General features: G+C 70.6%; 7 protein-coding genes and 1 riboswitch. Of the genes, 1 reads left to right on the top strand and 6 read right to left on the bottom strand.

The window, feature by feature from the left end; genetic code table 11:
• Positions 1 to 185: 185 nt before the first annotated feature.
• Positions 186 to 1,823 (bottom strand): C40 family peptidase, encoded by a 1,638-nt coding sequence (locus SPR02S_RS10260; protein WP_019056865.1) that lies wholly within the window; start codon positions 1,821 to 1,823, stop codon positions 186 to 188.
• A gap of 8 nt (positions 1,824 to 1,831) precedes the next feature.
• Positions 1,832 to 2,005, bottom strand: a riboswitch (cyclic di-AMP (ydaO/yuaA leader).
• Positions 2,006 to 2,339: 334 nt separating this feature from the next.
• Between SPR02S_RS10260 and SPR02S_RS10255 the strand changes: the two genes are divergently transcribed.
• Positions 2,340 to 4,427 (top strand): DUF1996 domain-containing protein, encoded by a 2,088-nt coding sequence (locus tag SPR02S_RS10255; RefSeq protein WP_019056864.1) that lies wholly within the window; start codon positions 2,340 to 2,342, stop codon positions 4,425 to 4,427.
• A gap of 100 nt (positions 4,428 to 4,527) precedes the next feature.
• Here SPR02S_RS10255 and SPR02S_RS10250 read toward each other — a convergent pair whose 3' ends face one another.
• From SPR02S_RS10250 to SPR02S_RS10230, 5 genes are all read right to left on the bottom strand, one after another.
• The gene (locus SPR02S_RS10250) at positions 4,528 to 5,982 is read right to left on the bottom strand and encodes a glyceraldehyde-3-phosphate dehydrogenase (protein ID WP_019056863.1); all 1,455 of its coding nucleotides are present in this window, start codon (positions 5,980 to 5,982) and stop codon (positions 4,528 to 4,530) included.
• A 157-nt stretch (positions 5,983 to 6,139) separates the two neighbouring features.
• Entirely contained in the window at positions 6,140 to 6,466 is a 327-nt protein-coding gene (locus tag SPR02S_RS10245) for an SCO5918 family protein (protein ID WP_019056862.1), read from the bottom strand.
• Positions 6,467 to 6,531: 65 nt separating this feature from the next.
• Positions 6,532 to 8,112, bottom strand: a complete 1,581-nt coding sequence (locus SPR02S_RS10240; protein ID WP_019056861.1) for a DEAD/DEAH box helicase — start codon at positions 8,110 to 8,112, stop codon at positions 6,532 to 6,534.
• 180 nt (positions 8,113 to 8,292) lie between these two features.
• On the bottom strand, positions 8,293 to 8,496 hold the full coding sequence (locus SPR02S_RS10235; protein WP_019056860.1) for a cold-shock protein: 204 nt from the start codon (positions 8,494 to 8,496) through the stop codon (positions 8,293 to 8,295).
• Between the two features lie 252 nt (positions 8,497 to 8,748).
• Positions 8,749 to 16,578, bottom strand: a complete 7,830-nt coding sequence (locus SPR02S_RS10230; protein WP_026150395.1) for an alpha/beta fold hydrolase — start codon at positions 16,576 to 16,578, stop codon at positions 8,749 to 8,751.
• Positions 16,579 to 16,593: the final 15 nt, after the last annotated feature.

The following is a 16,593-nucleotide window of genomic DNA, read 5'->3' as shown; positions in this document are numbered from 1 at the left end:
GCCGTCTGTTCGTCCTCGTCGCCCCGCGCCGGCGGTGGGCCCGCTGCCGGGGCACGGTCGTCGTGTCTCTGTCGACGCTACGACCGTGTCCCAGGATGCACCACTCGTACGGGTCCATGACGCGGTTGGCCGGGAGTGTCGCGGGGTGTGCGGTCAGGGCCGGGAAATGCCCGGCCCCGATCGGATCAGGCGGGCCGTACGGCGCCCCGGATGGCGGCGGCACCGGCGTGGAAGATCGACTCCTCGCGTATCGGCGTACCCGGGCTCGGCGCGTGGATCATCAGGCCGTTGCCGGTGTAGAGGCCGACGTGGTCGATGCTGTCGTAGAAGAAGATCAGGTCGCCCGCGCGGATGTCCGTGAGCGGGACGAGCGCGCCGGCGCCGGACTGTTCCTGGGAGGTGCGCGGGAGGAGGACGCCCGCGGCCTTCCAGGCGGCCTGGGTGAGGCTGGAGCAGTCGTACGCGTCCGGTCCCGCCGCGCCCCACAGGCAGGGCCTGCCGATCTGTGCGCGGGCGAAGGCGAGCGCGGTGCTGGTCTTGCTGAGCGTGGTGGGGTCCTGCAGTGCGGCGGGTACGGCCGCGGCGGGCGCCGGGCTGATGGTCGGGGCCGGGGGAAGAATGATCTCCGGGGCCATCGTCGGAGCCGTGGGCAGGGTGAACTCGGGAGCGGCGACCGGGGCCGCGGCGAAGGAGACCTCGGCGGCGGGTGGGGTCGGCTGCCACTCCTGCTGCGGCGGACGCCAGTCCGGTTCAGGCGTGGGGTACGAGGTGCGCTGCTCGGTCACCATGGGCATCTGGCCGGTGGCCCAGGCCTGTTGCTCGGGGACGACGGGCATCTGCCCCGTTTCCCAGGCCTGTTGCTGGGTCACGACCGGCATCTGGCCTGTGGCCCAGGCTTGTTGTTCGGGCACGATGGGCATCTGGCCCGTGGCCCAGCTCTGTTGTTCGGGCATGACGGGCAACTGCCCGGTCGACCACGTCTGCTGTTCGGGGACCATCGGCATCGCCCCGGTCGACCAAGTCGTCTCCGCTGTGGGCCAGTTGGTCTGCGCGGGCGGCCAGGTAGCACTCGCCGGGGCCTGTTCGGCGCGCGGAGCGGCGATGTACGGGAGCAGCTCCAGGTCCGCGGTGAGGGGGTCGAAGACCGGCGCCGGGGCAGCCGCGACGGCGAACTGCTGCGCCTCCATGACGGGCGCGGGCAGCACCTCGATGGACGGCACGGGCGGCAGGTCGAGGACGGTCGCCTGGGGCATCTGGGCCATCTGCTGCATTTGCGGTGCCTGCGCCGCGGCGATCTGAGGCATCTGGGGAGCTTGCGGCGCGGCGGGCGGCAGCGCGGCGACGGGTCCGGCCGTCAACTCGGCGACAGACGCCCTGAGTTGAGGGGCGGCCGGCTCCGGCATGCCGGTCCCCGCGGTCAGTTCGGCCACGGCGCGGCCGGGCTGCGCCTCAAGTGCTCGGGCGCCGCCCTCGGGCTCGGGGCGTCGCTCGGACCGCTCGGGCCGGGCTGCGGCCGGACGGGCGGGAGTCCTGCGGGGCGGCAGGGCCGCCGGTACGGTCGGGCCCAGTTGGGCGCGAGCGCGGTCGAACAACTGCCGGGTGACGGCGTCTTGAGCGGGGTCGGAAGGACGCGACGCGCTGGGGCGGGGCTCGACACGCTGGCGTGGAGCACCGGACATCTTGCGTGTGGCGTTGTAGTTTCCGGTGGCCGTCTCGGCCCTGTCGTAAAGGGAGTTGATCCGCCGCTGCACTTCGTCACGGCTGGGTCGGTCGTCCACGGTGGGGCCACTGCCTCCGGTGCGCGTACTTCGTTCTGCCGGCATGGCAGACGTGCTCCTTCCGTATCGCGCCTACCGGGTTAGCTGTCGGGTTCGGGCGGCCGATCACGGAAGGATTGCCCTACGACCCTTGCCCGGACGGGCGGTTGGGCCGATTCACCCCAAGTCGGTTGGGTCCCCGGTTCCGGCTGTCGCGAGCGACACACCGGATTCGGCGCAAACCGTGCGGCCCGGCGCTGATCGCCGGAGTAGGTCGTACGGTCTGAGCGCCAACTTAGCCAACGTGTGTGCCTCGTGTGAAGGTTGAAGCGCGATATGTCCGATACGTTTTTGTGACCTTTACCTCTCCCAAACGTGTCTCGGGCCGATGAGCCCGCCGGGCCGGGTGATCCATATGAGGTCGCTATGAATTTTTGGGACGGTTGAACACACCGGCATCCTGCTCCGTATTGGAACGGGGGATTTCCATGCCGGGACGATCCGGGCCGACCGATACGTGTAGGAGCAACTTCCTTGGCACGCAACACGCGCAGACGCCCCACGGGCGCACGACGCGCGACGATGGCAGCAGTCGCCCTGATGCTGGGCGGCGGAGGACTGGTGGCGGCGAACGTCTACGCGTCGGCGTCCGAAGGCGGTTGGGGCGGTGATTCCGCCCAACAAGGGTCTCCGGATGCGGCATCGGACGGCGCCACGATCGACTGCCCGGACATCGGCACCCAGTTGACGACGGTCCCCGACGAGGCGAAGACCGAGGTCGACACCCAACTCGCGCTTCTGGACCAGCAGATAACCGAGGCCTACCAGAAACTGAAGGACTCGACGGAGTCCATACGCCAGGACGCCTCCTTCGCCGACAACGCGATCATGAATCCGTTGAAGGAGAAGCGCGCCGCGACCATCGGACGGATCGGCGACGCCATCGCGCGTGTCGGGGACCGCCCGGAAGGCCTCGACGCACTCGCGGGCTGCACCCTGATCGCCCCCACGAACGGGGACCAGAACGGCGATCAGAGCGGCGACCAGGACAGCAGCGGCGACGACCAGGGCGGCCAGGACCAGCAGCAGGGCGACGGCCAGGACCAGCAGGGCAACCAGCAGTCCACCAACGGGCCCGTCGCCTCGGACTACGCGGACATCACCTCCGTACAGCCCAACGTGAACACCCCGCAGGACCAGGCCGACGCCTCCCGCGGCACGTTCGTCACCGCCTGCGGTGTCAACGAGAACGGCCTGTTCAACTCGGACAACGTGATCGTCGCGCCCGGAGTCACCAACGGCGCCCACCACTTCCACGACTACATCGGCAACCAGTCGAACAACGCCTTCGCGAGCGACGACGACCTGGCGAAGGCCGACACGAGTTGTGAGAACCCGGGCGACAAGTCCACTTACTACTGGCCCGTGTTGCGCCTGCAGAACGGCAAGCAGGAGCAGGACGCCGACAAGCCCGGCGGCGGTACCGAGGGCAACTCCGGTCAGATCGTCACCGCGAAGGCGGCCACGCTGACGTTCGTGGGCAACCCGAAGAGCAAGGTCGTCGCGATGCCGCGCCTCCTGCGCATCATCACCGGCGATGCCAAGGCCTTCGTGAACGGCCCGGCCAACGCCAACGCCTCCTGGAGCTGCACCGGGTTCGAGGACCGGCAGCTCAAGGACAAGTACCCGCTGTGCCCGGCGGGCAGCGACGTGGTGCGCACCTTCAAGTTCCAGAGCTGCTGGGACGGCCGCAACATCGACAGCGCCAACCACCGCACCCACGTGGCCTTCGAGGCCGCCGACGGCTCCTGCCCGGCGGGCTTCGAGGCCATTCCGCAGCTGGTGCAGCGGATCGTCTACGACGTGAACGCGCCGAGCCTCCAGGACGGCGGCAAGACGACCCCGCTGTTCGCGGTGGACTCCTTCCCCGAGCAGCAGCACAAGCCCGTCACGGACCACGGCGACTTCATCAACGTCTTCGACGAGGGCCTGATGAAGGACGTGGTCAACTGCATCAACGACGGCAAGAAGTGCGGCGCCGGCACGGACGACGACCCGGGTAACGGTGGCGGTTCGGGCGGCGGCTCGGGTTCGGGCGGCGGTTCGGGTGAGCCGGAGGCGTCCCCGACGGCCACCGACACCGCTACGGCGGCGCCCACGGCCACCGCGTCCGACGAACCCGCCGGGAACGGCGGCAACGAGGGGAACGGCGGCAACGCCGGGAATGGTGACAACGCCGGGAATGGTGACAACGCCGGGAATGGTGACAACGGCGGCAACGGTGACCAGCCCGGCGCGGATCCCGTGACGAGCGCCCCGGACACCGAGACCAACGCCCCCGAGCCCACCGACACCCAGACCACCGACCCCGGTGACCTGACGACCGCGGTCTCGGTCCCCAAGGCCGACACGAAGACCGAAGGGTCCAAGTCGACCGAGACGCAGGGGAGTTCGGACAACGGCTCCGGCGGCCAGGTCGGCAGCCCCACGGCGACACCGCCCGACTCGTCCTCGGGCGGGGAGAGCTACGCAGCCGTAGGCCCCAACCAGCCGCAGGCGCAGGGCGGACTGGCGGAGACCGGCGCGAATCTGTGGCCCGCCGTGGCCGGCGCGCTGCTTCTCGTCGCCGGATTCGTGGTGCTCTACCGAGGTAAGCGCAGTACACGCTGACCCAGCGCACCTCCGTGCACGTCTGTGACAACGACGGCCCGGCCGCCCCGACTTGGGGGTGGCCGGGCCGTCACACGTTCAACACGCGGGGCAGAAGGCCTCAGACAGCCGGTGCGGGATACGTCGGGTACTCGACCCCGGATACGTGCTGGACGACCCGGACGACCTGGCAGGAGTAGCCGAACTCGTTGTCGTACCAGAGGTAGAGGATCGCGTTGTCGCCGTCGACCTTGGTGGCGCCCGCGTCGATGATCGAGGCGTGGCGCGAGCCCATGAAGTCGCTCGACACCGCGTCGGGGGCGGTGGTGAAGTCGATCTGCCGTTTGAGCGGCGAGGTGAGCGAGACGTCGCGGAGGTAGTCCAGAACCTCGGCGCGGGTGGTCTCGCGGCCGAGCCGCAGGCTGAGGATCGCGATCGACACGTCCGGCACCGGGACGCGGATCGAGCTGCCCGTGATCGGCGCCTTGAGGTCCGGCAGCGCCTTGGCGACGGCGGAGGCGGCACCGGTCTCGGTGATCACCATGTTCAGCGGCGCAGAACGGCCGCGACGGTCGGCCTTGTGGTAATTGTCCAGCAGGTTCTGGTCGTTGGTGAACGAGTGGACCGTCTCCACATGGCCGCGCAGCACACCGTACTCGTCGGCCATCGCCTTCAGCGGCGGCACGATCGCGTTGGTGGTGCAGGACGCGCAGGACAGGATCTGCTCGTCCGGCTTGATGGTGTCGTGGTTGACGCCGTGCACGATGTTCGGGACGTCGCCCTTGCCGGGCGCGGTCAGCACGACCTTGTCGATCCCGGGCCGCAGATGCTGCGAAAGTCCTTCCCGGTCACGCCACTTGCCCGTGTTGTCGATGAGGATGGCGTCCTTGATGCCGTACGCCGTGTAGTCGACCTCGGACGGGTCGCCCGCGTAGATCACTTTGATCTCGTTGCCGTTGGCGATGATCGTGTTGCTGGCCTCGTCGACGGTGATCGTGCCCTGGAACTGGCCGTGGATCGAGTCGCGGCGCAGCAGCGAGGCCCGCTTCACGAGATCTTCTTCGGCCCGCCCCCCACTCCGCCGTACGACGATGGCGCGCAGCCGCAGACCGTTGCCCGAGCCGGCCTTCTCGATGAGCAGGCGGGCGACCAGGCGCCCGATGCGGCCGAAGCCGTAGAGGACGACGTCGCGGCCCTCGCGGCTCTCGATCTTGTTGGCGCCGGTGGCACCGGCGACGGCCTCGGCGGTGAACTCCTCGACGGACAGGCCGCGTTCGTCGATGCGGTGGGTCGCGGCGAGCATGCCGATGTCGATCTGCGAGGGGCCCAGGTCGAGCGTGGTGAGCGTCCGCAGGTAGGGCAGGGTCTCGACGACGGAGAGCTCCTCGCCGGCGATCTGGCGGGCGAACCGGTGGGTCTTGAGGATGCTGACCACCGACTTGTTGACCAGGGAGCGGCTGTGCAGCAGGACCGTGACGTCCCGCTCGCGGTGCAGCTTCCCGATCATCGGGATCATCGACTCCGCGATCTCCTCGCGGGTCTTCCAGTTGGTGAACGAGTCCTCGTTGACAGGCACAGATTTCTCTTTCGAGCTAGGCGGCGCTCATATGCTAACCCGCTGTTCATCTGCTCGTTCAGCAGGGGTGCCGCCCGGCCCGTGGCAGGCCCGGAACGCCGAGAGGGCCCTGCCGACGCGCGTCGGCAGGGCCCTCTCGGCTGTACTGGTGTCGCTTCTACACGGTTTCCGACACGTCCTGGGCCGCGCCGCTGCCCAGCAGGGCCGACGCGTTCTCCAGCGGAGTCAGGACGTGCACGGGCACGGCCTCGGGCAGTCCGTGGCAGGTGAAGCCGAGCCGGGTCATGGCCCGGATGACCTCGCCGCTGTTGAAGTCGCGGGGGTCCTGCCGGGTGATGACCTGCCCCACCTGCTTGACGGGGTAGCGGCGCCGCCCGATGGTCACGGACTCACCCGTGACCAGCTCGGGCTTGATGCCCTTCATCGTCTCCAGGACACCCATCTTGGTGAGGTCGAAGGGATACCGGGCGATGACACAGCGCATGTTGCCTCACAGGGAGAAGGGAGGATCGGGGGCCGAACGGGCGCCCGAAGGCGCCGAGTTGGTCCTCAGGCCGCGGGGCCGAAGGACGACCGTCGCTGCCCCCGGCTGCTGCCGCCGGCACTGCCGCCGCTGCCGCCACGCCGAGCCGCACCACCGGTGGACCGGCCCTCGCCGGCCCCGGCCGGACGCCCACGACGGCCCCGGGACGACGACGAGGACGGGCTACGGCGGGTGCGCTCGCGCTCCACGACCGGGGCCTGGATGACGACCGGGACGCCGGACGGGGCCTGGGCGCCCGTGATCCGGGTCAGCTCCTCCTCGCCGGAGCGCACCGCGGTGACCTCCGGGGTGACGCCGGCCGCGGTCATCAGCCGGGTGAAGTCACGGCGCTGGTCGGGGGTGACCAGCGTGACGACGCTGCCGGACTCGCCCGCACGGGCCGTACGGCCGCCGCGGTGCAGATAGTCCTTGGGGTCGGTGGGCGGGTCGACGTTGACGACCAGGTCGAGGTTGTCGACGTGGATGCCGCGCGCCGCGACGTTGGTCGCCACCAGCGCCGTCACATGCCCGTCCTTGAACTGGGCGAGCGTGCGGGTGCGCTGCGGCTGGGACTTGCCGCCGTGCAGACCGGCCGCGCGGACGCCGTTGTTCAGCAGGTGCTTCACCAGCCGGTCCACCGCGTGCTTGGTGTCCAGGAACATGATGACCCGGCCCTCGCGCGCCGCGATCTCGGTGGTCGCGCGCTGCTTGTCCGTGCCGTGCACGTGCAGGACGTGGTGCTCCATCGTCGTGACCGCGCCCGCGGAGGGGTCGACGGAGTGGACGACGGGGTCGGTCAGGTAGCGGCGGACCAGGAGGTCCACGTTGCGGTCCAGGGTGGCCGAGAACAGCATGCGCTGGCCGCCCGTCTGCACCTGGTCGAGCAGCGCGGTGACCTGGGGCATGAAGCCCATGTCGGCCATCTGGTCGGCCTCGTCGAGGACCGTGATGGTCACGCTGTCCAGGCGGCAGTCGCCGCGCTCGATGAGGTCCTTGAGGCGTCCCGGAGTCGCGACCACGACCTCCGCACCGCCGCGCAGCGCACCGGCCTGGCGGCCGATCGACATACCGCCGACGACGGTGGTCATCCGCACGCTGACGGCGCGGGCGTACGGGGTGAGCGCGTCGGTGACCTGCTGGGCCAGCTCGCGGGTCGGGACGAGGACGAGAGCAAGGGGCGCTCGCGGTTCAGCGCGACGGCCCGCCGTACGGGCCAGCATCGCGAGGCCGAAGGCGAGGGTCTTGCCGGAGCCGGTGCGGCCGCGGCCGAGCACGTCACGGCCGGCGAGGGAGTTCGGGAGCGTCGTCGCCTGGATCGGGAACGGGACGGTGACGCCCTCGTGGCCGAGCGCGGCCAACAGCTTGGCCGGCATGTCGAGTTCGGCGAACGACTCCACGGCGGGAAGGCCGGGGGTCACCGTCTTCGGCAGGGCGAACTCGCCCTGCAGAGCGACCGGACGGCCACCGCCGCCGCCCTTGGAGCGGCGCGGCGCGCTGGAGCGGTTGCCGGACGGAGCCGCCGAGCGGTAGCCGCCGCCGCTCTTTCCGGATTCCGGATTTCCATTACGCTTTCGCGAGAAGCGGTCATTCGTACGTGCGCGGTTCAAAATGTGGAACCTTCCTTGATATGGCACGTATCAAGGAATTCCCGCGGTGAATGAACGGCGCAGAGAATCGCAAGAACGAGCCGGTGGCTTCGGCGGAATATCGCCGAAAGCATGGAAAATGCAGCGAGCTGGGGCCCGCACCCCAAGGTGCGGGCCCCAGCTGCGAAGTAAACGTCGTCGTTACGCAGGAACGATGTTCTCGGCCGTCGGGCCCTTCTGGCCCTGCGCGATGTCGAAGGTCACCTTCTGACCCTCCTGCAGCTCGCGGAAGCCCTGGGCGGCGATGTTCGAGTAGTGGGCGAAGACGTCAGCGCCGCCACCGTCCTGCTCGATGAAGCCGAAACCCTTTTCCGCGTTGAACCACTTCACGGTGCCACTGGCCATTTTGTTCTCCTTCGGGGCGGTCAGCGGAGCCCGCAGTGTGCGGACTCCGTGTCGCCGTGATGATCACCCCGCCGGAAAGAAACCGGACACACAAAAAAATGCTCCACCGTCCCGGAGGGCGGTGTGGGCATCTGAAGGGTTTGGCAACCACAACTGCAACTGAGATCAATAGTAGCACGGCGCGATCGGCCGTGTGCGGACGTTAATTTCATTTCTCATGTCGCCGACGTAGATATTGGGTTTCGTGCCGGACTACCCGAGCGCGTCGATCCAGTCACGGACGACTACAGCCGTCGTGACGGCGTCCTCCTCCAGCACGCTGAGATGAGTGCCGGCCGTGTCCGCCGTGTCCCGTACACCCGGCCAGGACGAACGCCATTCCCGCGGCATGCCCGCCAGGGGCTCGGAGGCGCGCACGAGCAAGGTGGGCACCTCGATGGGCTCGGGCTGCCAGCCCCGGAACATTCGGGTGTACGCGCCCAGCGACAGCAGCGTCAGATCGTCCACCATCGTGTCGAAGCTCTCGCCGACCAGTAGTGGAATCCGGGCGGGCAGTGACAGCAGCCACGGCTCGGCCTCGCGTTCCGGGGTGACGTGATACGAGTCGATCAGCACGAGCCCGGCGGGGGGAGCACCGAGGTCCGCCAGCCGGGCGGCGAGCGCATGGGCGGCCGTACCGCCCATGGAATGACCGACCAACACGTAACGCCGGTCACCGAGTTGATGCCGTACGGCCGTGGCGTGCGCCTCGATCAGCGACTCCAGGTCGCGCGCCACCGCGTCGCCGTGGTCGATGCCGGAGTGCCGTACCTCGAAGACGTCCCGCTCGCCCTCGAAGCAGGGGGCGAGCCCCGCGTACCAGGGCCGGCCCAGATTGCTGGCGAAGCCGGGAACACAGACGAGGGCGGGACCCCGGGTACCGGCGGCCAGCCGCAGCGGCGGCAGCGTGTGCCGGGCGGCTTCCTCGGGCCCGAAGGTGGGCGCGCCGATGGACGCGGTCACCAGGAGATGCATGGCCGATACGACGTCACCGGTCTCGCAGACCTTCCGGTACAGGGTCGGCAGCGACCGCCCGGCACCGCGCCCGTCGACCCGGACCGGCACCGGGGCGGTCGTGGCTGCGGGCTCGTCGGGCAGGGTGCCGCGCAGTTCGCCGTACAGGTGCTCGGCGAGCTGCTCCGTGTCCGGCCAGTCGTAGGCCACGGTGACCGCGAGGGGTGTCCCGGTGAGCAGGCTCAACCGGTTGCAGAGCATGACCCGCATCAAGGAGTCGAAGCCCAGTTCCGAGAAGTCCCGGTCGACCGCGTCGGCATCCGTGTGCCCGAGCACACCGGCGACCTCGGTCCGGATCAACGCCCGCAGCGCGGGCAGCCGTTCGGGCACGGGCAGTGGCGCGAGCCGGTCTCGCCAGGACCCATCGGCACCGTCCGTCGGGATGGTGGAAGAGGCCGACTGCCGGTTCGCGCGCAACAGCCCGCGCAGGGGCGGCGGTACGACGGTCCCGGCCGGGTTGGCCTTCGGTGAGCGGTCCAACGGCAGTGGTGCGAGGACCGGTTCACCGCCGCCGAGCGCCGCGTCGAAGAGCGCGAACGCCTGCTCGGGGGAGACCGCGCGCACCGGCCCGCCGTGCACCCGCCCGCTGCGCGCCGCCATACCCTCTTCGTCAGCCCATGCGCCCCAGACCAACGACAGTGCGGGCAGGCCCAGTTCGGCCCGATGGCGGGCGAGCGCGTCCAGGAAGGAGTTCGCCGCCGCGTAGTTGCCCTGACCTGGATTGCCCAACAGCCCGGCTGCCGACGAGAAGAGCACGAACCGCGCCAGTGGCAGATCCTTCGTCAACTCGTGCAACTGCCAAGCCGCGTCGACCTTCGGCCGCATCACCACCGCCAGTCGCTCAGGAGTCATCGACGCCAGCACACCGTCGTCCAGGACCCCGGCCGCGTGCACTACGGCGGTCAGGTCGGGCCCGAACGCCTTGACCGCGGCGGCGAGTTGGACCCGTTCGGCGATGTCGCAGGCCACCAACCCCACCTGTGCGCCCGCCCGCTGGAGATCGTCCCGCAACTCCAGCGCGCCCGGTGCCTGTTCACCACGCCGACTGAGGAGTGCGAGCCGTCGGACTCCGTGCCGGTCGACCAGGTGTCGGGCCAGCATCGCCCCCAGGGATCCGGTGCCGCCGGTGATGAGGACAGTGCCCCCACCGAGGGAACCGTTGGTCGCCGGACCGGGTGCGGTCGCCAGTCGCGGGACGCTCAACATGCCGTCCCTGACGGCGATTTGGGGTTCACCGGTGGCGAGGGCGGCGGACACCTGTCGTAGCGACTCGGGGCGGTCGTCGACGTCCACGAGGGTGAGGCGTCCGGGGTATTCGGACTGCGCGGTCCGCAGCAGGCCCCAGACCGTGGCGGCGGGGAGGTCGGGTGAGGCGTCGGCGGCACCGCGCGTGACCACGGCGAGCCGTCCGGAGCCGGCGAGATGTGTTTGCAGCAACTCCAGCGCCCGTACGGTGAGTTCGCGCGCCGCGGTGGCCGGGTCGGTGCTCGTGCCGCCGGGAGCGGACAAGGATGCCACGAACAATTCCGGCGTCTCCTCGGACCAGGACGACTCGTCGTCGGCGGAGGCGAGGAACGCGGCCAGACCCAGGTCGTCCGTCTCCGACATCGCTACGGCGGGTGCCTCACCGGCGGCCGGAACGCCCGTCCAGCGCAGTCGGTACAGCTCTCCGGCCGGGGTTGGACCCATCTCCGGTGCCGGTCGGGTCGTCATCGACTCCAGCCGGGCCACGGGGGTGCCCGTCGGGGTGGCGAGGTCGAGGGTGATCGAGTCCGGGCCGGTCGTCGTCATCCGGACGCGCAGGGCCGTCGCACCCGTGGCGTGCAGGGTCAACCCCCGCCAGGCGAACGGCAGTCGGGGCGCGCCGGTCGGGGGTTCGGCGAGCAGCCCCGGGTGCAGGGCGGCGTCGAGCAGTGCCGGGTGGAGCATGTGGCGCCGGGTGTCCGCGAGCGGCAGCGGGCCCACCTCGGCGAACAGTTCCTCGTCCCGCCGCCACAACGCCGTGACGCCTTGGAAAGCCGGGCCGTACGCCAGCCCGGCCTCGGCCACCCGCTCGTAGGCACCGGCGAGATCCACCCGCGTAGCACCCGCCGGTGGCCACGCCGCCAGGGAGACAGCGTCGTCCAGGACGCCGGGAACGGCCGGGCCGAGCCGACCGGTCGCATGCTGAGTCCAGGCGCCGAGCGCACCGGACTCCTCGGCCCGCGCGTACACGTCCGCGTTTCGGCGCCCGGAGCCGTCCGGCTCGCCCAGGACCACCTGGAGTTGGATGCCCGCTTCGTCGTCCTCGGGGAGGAACAGCGGGTTCAGCAGGGCGAGTTCCTCCAGTACGGCGAGACCGCACAGGTCGCCCGCGTGCAGCACGAGGTCGGCGAACGCGGCGCCGGGCACGAGGGTGTGGCCGCCCACGACGTGGTCGCGCAGCCACGGCTGGGCCGCGCCGGACAACCGGCCCGTGCACAGCAGGCGTTCGGTGCCCGGCACCGTGAGCGTCTGCGTCAGCAGCGGATGCCCGGAGCCGGCGGTCGCGTCGGTGCCGGTGTCGGGCAGCCAGTAGCGCTGCCGCTGGAAGGGGTAGGTCGGCAGGCCGTCGACCCGCCGGGCGCCGCTGTCCGCGTACACGCGGTGCCAGTCCAACTCCACGCCATGGACATGGAGTTGGCCGAGCGTGTCGAACAGTGTGTGTGGCTCCGATCCGCCCCGGCGGGCCGCCGTGGTGAAGAGGAGTTCCTTGCCGGTCCCGGCAAGGGTCGCCGCGGCCTGGGTGGTGAGGTGGGCGTCCGGGCCGAGCTCGGCGAACGCGGTCACCCGTCCGTCGTGCGCCAGCCAGTGCACGGCGTCCCCGAACCGCACGGCCTCACGGGCATGCCGTACCCAGTACGCGGCCGACCGCAGCTCGTCCCCGGTGGCCGGAAGTCCGGTCAGGCCGGAGATGACCGGGATGACGGGGGAGTGATACGTCAACTCCTCTGCGACACGCCCGAATTCGGCGAGCATCGGCTCCATGAGAGGGGAGTGGAAGGCGTGGCTGACCTGTAGCCGGACGGTACGACGGCCTCGTACGGCGAAACGCTCCGCGAGTGCGAGGACCGGCTTCTCGGCGCCGGAGACGACGACCGCACGGGGTCCGTTCACGGCCGCGATCGCGACCCCGTCGGTCAGCTCGGGGGTCACCTCGGCCTCCGTGGCGTCGAGCGCCACCATGGCACCGCCCTCCGGCAGCTCCCGCATCAACTTCCCGCGTGCCGCGACCAGTTCGACGGCGTCCGGCTCGGACAGCACGCCCGCGCAGTGGGCCGCCGCCAGCTCGCCGACCGAGTGTCCGGCCAGGAACTCCGGCCGTACGCCCCAGGATGCGAGCAACCGGAAGACGGACACCTCGAAGGTGAACAGCGCGGCCTGGGTGAAGTCCGTCCGGTTCAGCAGCGTGTTCGCGTCCGTGTCCCGGAGGACCGAGCGCAACGGACGTTCCAGGTGGGCGTCGAAGCGTGCGCACAAGGCGTCGAAGGTGGTCGCGAACTTCGGGAAGGTGTCGTACAACTTCCGGCCCATGTCCGTCCGTTGGGCTCCCTGGCCGGTGAAGAGCAGGGCCAGACGGGCGGAGGGGTCGGTGGTGTGTGGCGGGGTGGATGTCGTCAGGGCGTCGAGGGCGGTCAGTGCCGCCGTTCGGTCGGTGGTGGGGACGGTGGCTCGGTGGGGGAGTGCGGCTCGGGCGGTGGCGTGGGTGAACGCCAGGTCCGGCACGGCGAGTTCGGGGCGGGTGCGCAGGAAGGCGGCGGTGCGTGCGGCCTGTTCGCGCAGGGCGGTCGGGCTCGCGGCGGAGAGCAGCAGCGGGGGTGTCACCGGGCGGCGGCGGGGCGGTTCGTCGGGTGCGGTCGCCTCGGGCTCCTCCAGGATCACGTGTGCGTTGGTCCCGCCGATGCCGAACGCCGACACCGCCGCTCGTCGCGGGCGCCCGGGCTCGGGTCGCCATTCCTCGTCCTGGGACAGGAGCCTTACGGTGCCCGAGGACCAGTCCACGTGCGGTGACGGTTCGTCGGCGTGGAGGGTGCGGGGGAGTCGGTCGTGGTGCATCGCCAGTACGGTCTTGATGACGCCGCCGACACCGGCCGCGGCCTGGGTGTGCCCGAGGTTGGACTTCAACGAGCCCAGCCACAGCGGGCGTTGGGCGGTGCGGTCCTGACCGTAGGTGGCGAGCAGCGCCTGTGCCTCGATCGGGTCGCCGAGCGCGGTGCCCGTGCCGTGGGCCTCCACGGTGTCGATGTCGGCCGGTGACAGTCCCGCGTCGGCCAGCGCCGAGCGGATCACCCGTTGCTGGGCAGGGCCGTTGGGCGCGGTGAGCCCGTTGGACGCACCGTCGGAGTTGACGGCCGAGCCGCGCAGCACGGCCAGTACGGGATGGCCGTTGCGCCGTGCGTCGGAGAGCCGTTCCAGCAGGACCAGGCCGACACCCTCGCCCCAGGCGGTACCGTCGGCCGCCGCCGAGAAGGGCTTGCAGCGGCCGTCCGGAGCCAGCCCGCGCAGTCTGCTGAACGCGATGAACGGGCCGGGCGAGGCCATGACGGTGACCCCGCCGGCGAGGGCGAGCGAGCACTCCCCCTCGCGCAGGGACCGTACCGCCGAATGCATCGCGACCAGCGACGACGAGCACGCGGTGTCCACCGTCACGGCGGGCCCGCGCAGCCCCAGGGTGTAGGCGATGCGGCCGGAGGCCACGCTGCCCGCCGAACCGAGGGCGAGATGCGCCTCCAACTCGTGCCCGCCGCGGTGCAGTAGACGACTCGCGTAGGTGGCGTGCATGACGCCGACGAAGACGCCGGTGTCGCTGTCCCGCAGACCGGCGGGGTCCATGCCCGCCCGCTCCAGCAACTCCCAGCCGGTCTCCAGGAGCAGTCGCTGCTGGGGGTCGGTGGCGAGAGCCTCGCGGGGCGACATGCTGAAGAAGGCCGCGTCGAAGTCGGCGGCGTGGTCCAGGAATCCGCCCCGGCGGGTGACCGACTTGCCCAGGCGGTCGGGGTCCGGGTCGTAGAGGTCGGACACGTTCCAGCCGCGGTCGGCGGGGAAGTCGGAGGTCGCGTCGGTGCCGTCGGCGACCAACTGCCACAGGTCCTCGGGGGATTCGACTCCGCCCGGGTAGCGGCAGGACATGGCCACGATGGCGATCGGTTCCCCGGGTTCGGCGTTATAGCTGTCCTCGGTTGCACGCGCAGGATTGTCGCCGCGCAGCGCGTCGCGCACCACGGCTGCCACGGCGGCGGGCGTGGGGTGGTCGAACACCAGCGTCGCGGGCAGCGCGAGACCGGTCGCCGTGCCCAGCCGGTCGCGCAGCAGGACAGCGCCGAGCGAGGTCAACCCCTGTGCGTGGAACGGCACTTCGGAGCCCAACTCGCGCACGGGTACGTCGATAGTCCGGGACGTCACTTCGAGAACCAGGTCGAGTACGGCGTCGGACGCGGCCGTGAGTCGCTCGCGCAGCGCGGCCGCGGCGGTCGTACGTTCGGCGGCGAGGCGCTCCGGCAGCTGCTCGGCGAGCACGGCCCGGGCGATCTTGCCGGAGGCGGTACGGGGGAGGGACGCTGTCGGATAGATCTCGTCCGGCACCTTGAACCCGGACAGTCGTTCGCGGCAGGCGGCGAGTGCCCGCTCCGTGTCGATTCCGTCCGGGCCGGGCACGACGAACGCCACCGGTACCTCGCCCAGCACGTCGTGCCGTCTGCCGACCACGGCGGCGTCGGCGATGTCGGGGCGGGCCAGCAACACCCGCTCCACTTCGGCGGGGTTGATGTTCACACCGCCCCGGATGATCAACTCCTTGACCCGGCCGGTGACATGGAGTTGACCGTGCGCGTCGCGCCGACCGAGATCCCCGGTGCGGTACCAGCCGTCGGTGAACGCCTCGGCGGTCGCGCCCGGACGGTTGTGGTAGCCGGTCATCAGCCCGGGGCCGCGTACCCAGATCTCGCCCTCGTGCCCGTCGCCGGCCTCGGCACCGGTGGAGGGTTCGGTGATCCGGAGGTCCAGCACCAGCAGCGGAAAACCACGCGAAGGGTCGTCACGGGGGCCGTCGAGCCGCTCGATCGCGATCTTCCCGCAGGTCTCCGTGGAGCCGTATCCGTCCAACAGGGGTGCGGTGAGGGCCAGTTCGACCTCGGTGCGCAGCTCGGGGGAACAGGGTGCCCCGCCGCTTACACACACCCGCAGCGACGCAGGCACCGATCGCGCCGTCTCCCGAAGCGACTCCAGCAGGAGGCGGTAGGTGGCGGGTACCCCGCCCAGGATGGTGAACGGCTCGGCGGTGAGCGCCTCGGCGACGTTCGCGCCCGGTGCGAGGACGCGCGCGGTCGCACCGACCGAGAGGACGCCCAACAGGCACACGGAGTGACCGAGGGCATGGAACATCGGCAACGGCCAGAGCAGGCAGTCCTGTTGCTCCAGCCCGAACGCGGGAACGTAGGCCGCCGTCACCGACCACAGTCCCGAACGCTGCGTGGAGACAACGCCCTTGCTCTGCCCGGTGGTGCCCGAGGTGTAGTGGATCCAGGCCGGCTCGTCGAGATCGAGGTCATCACGGGGTGCCGTACCCGAATCCGTACCGGCAAGACTCTCGAAGGCGATCGCGCCCTCGGGCGGGTCGTCCTGCCCGACGACGATCACCCGTTGTACGGAAGCGAGTTGGGCGAGCGGTTCCTCGCTCACTACCGCCACGGCGCCGCTGTCGTCGAGGAAGTACGCCAACTCCTCTTCCGAAGCGGCGGGGTTGAGCAGCACGCCGATCGCTCCGGCGCGCAGCACCCCGAGCCAGGTCTCCACCAGCTCCACCCGGTTGCCCAGATGGATCGCGACCCGGTCCCCACGCCGTACGCCGAGCCGAACCAGATGCCCGGCCACTCGGCCGGTGCGCCGCTCCAACTCCCGGTAGGTGGCGCCGCGTCGGTCGTCCCGGTATGCGGTCTTCGCGCCGATCCGAGCCGCGTGCTCCCGCAAGATGTCCGGCAGTGTACGCACCGACTCGCCCCCGTAAATTCCCATTCCCACCCTTTCATT

This window comes from Streptomyces prunicolor NBRC 13075 (assembly GCF_000367365.1).
In the GTDB taxonomy this organism is placed as follows: domain Bacteria; phylum Actinomycetota; class Actinomycetes; order Streptomycetales; family Streptomycetaceae; genus Streptomyces; species Streptomyces prunicolor.
Note: the sequence above shows the minus strand (reverse complement) of the source record. Positions and strands in the feature narration are given on the sequence as shown.

Coding starts and splice junctions, on each gene's coding strand:
- SPR02S_RS10260 (WP_019056865.1), bottom strand. CDS start 1,823: ATGCCGGCAGAACGAAGTACGCGCACCGGAGGCAGTGGCCCCACCGTG.
- SPR02S_RS10255 (WP_019056864.1), top strand. CDS start 2,340: ATGGCAGCAGTCGCCCTGATGCTGGGCGGCGGAGGACTGGTGGCGGCG.
- SPR02S_RS10245 (WP_019056862.1), bottom strand. CDS start 6,466: ATGCGCTGTGTCATCGCCCGGTATCCCTTCGACCTCACCAAGATGGGT.
- SPR02S_RS10235 (WP_019056860.1), bottom strand. CDS start 8,496: ATGGCCAGTGGCACCGTGAAGTGGTTCAACGCGGAAAAGGGTTTCGGC.
- SPR02S_RS10230 (WP_026150395.1), bottom strand. CDS start 16,578: ATGGGAATTTACGGGGGCGAGTCGGTGCGTACACTGCCGGACATCTTG.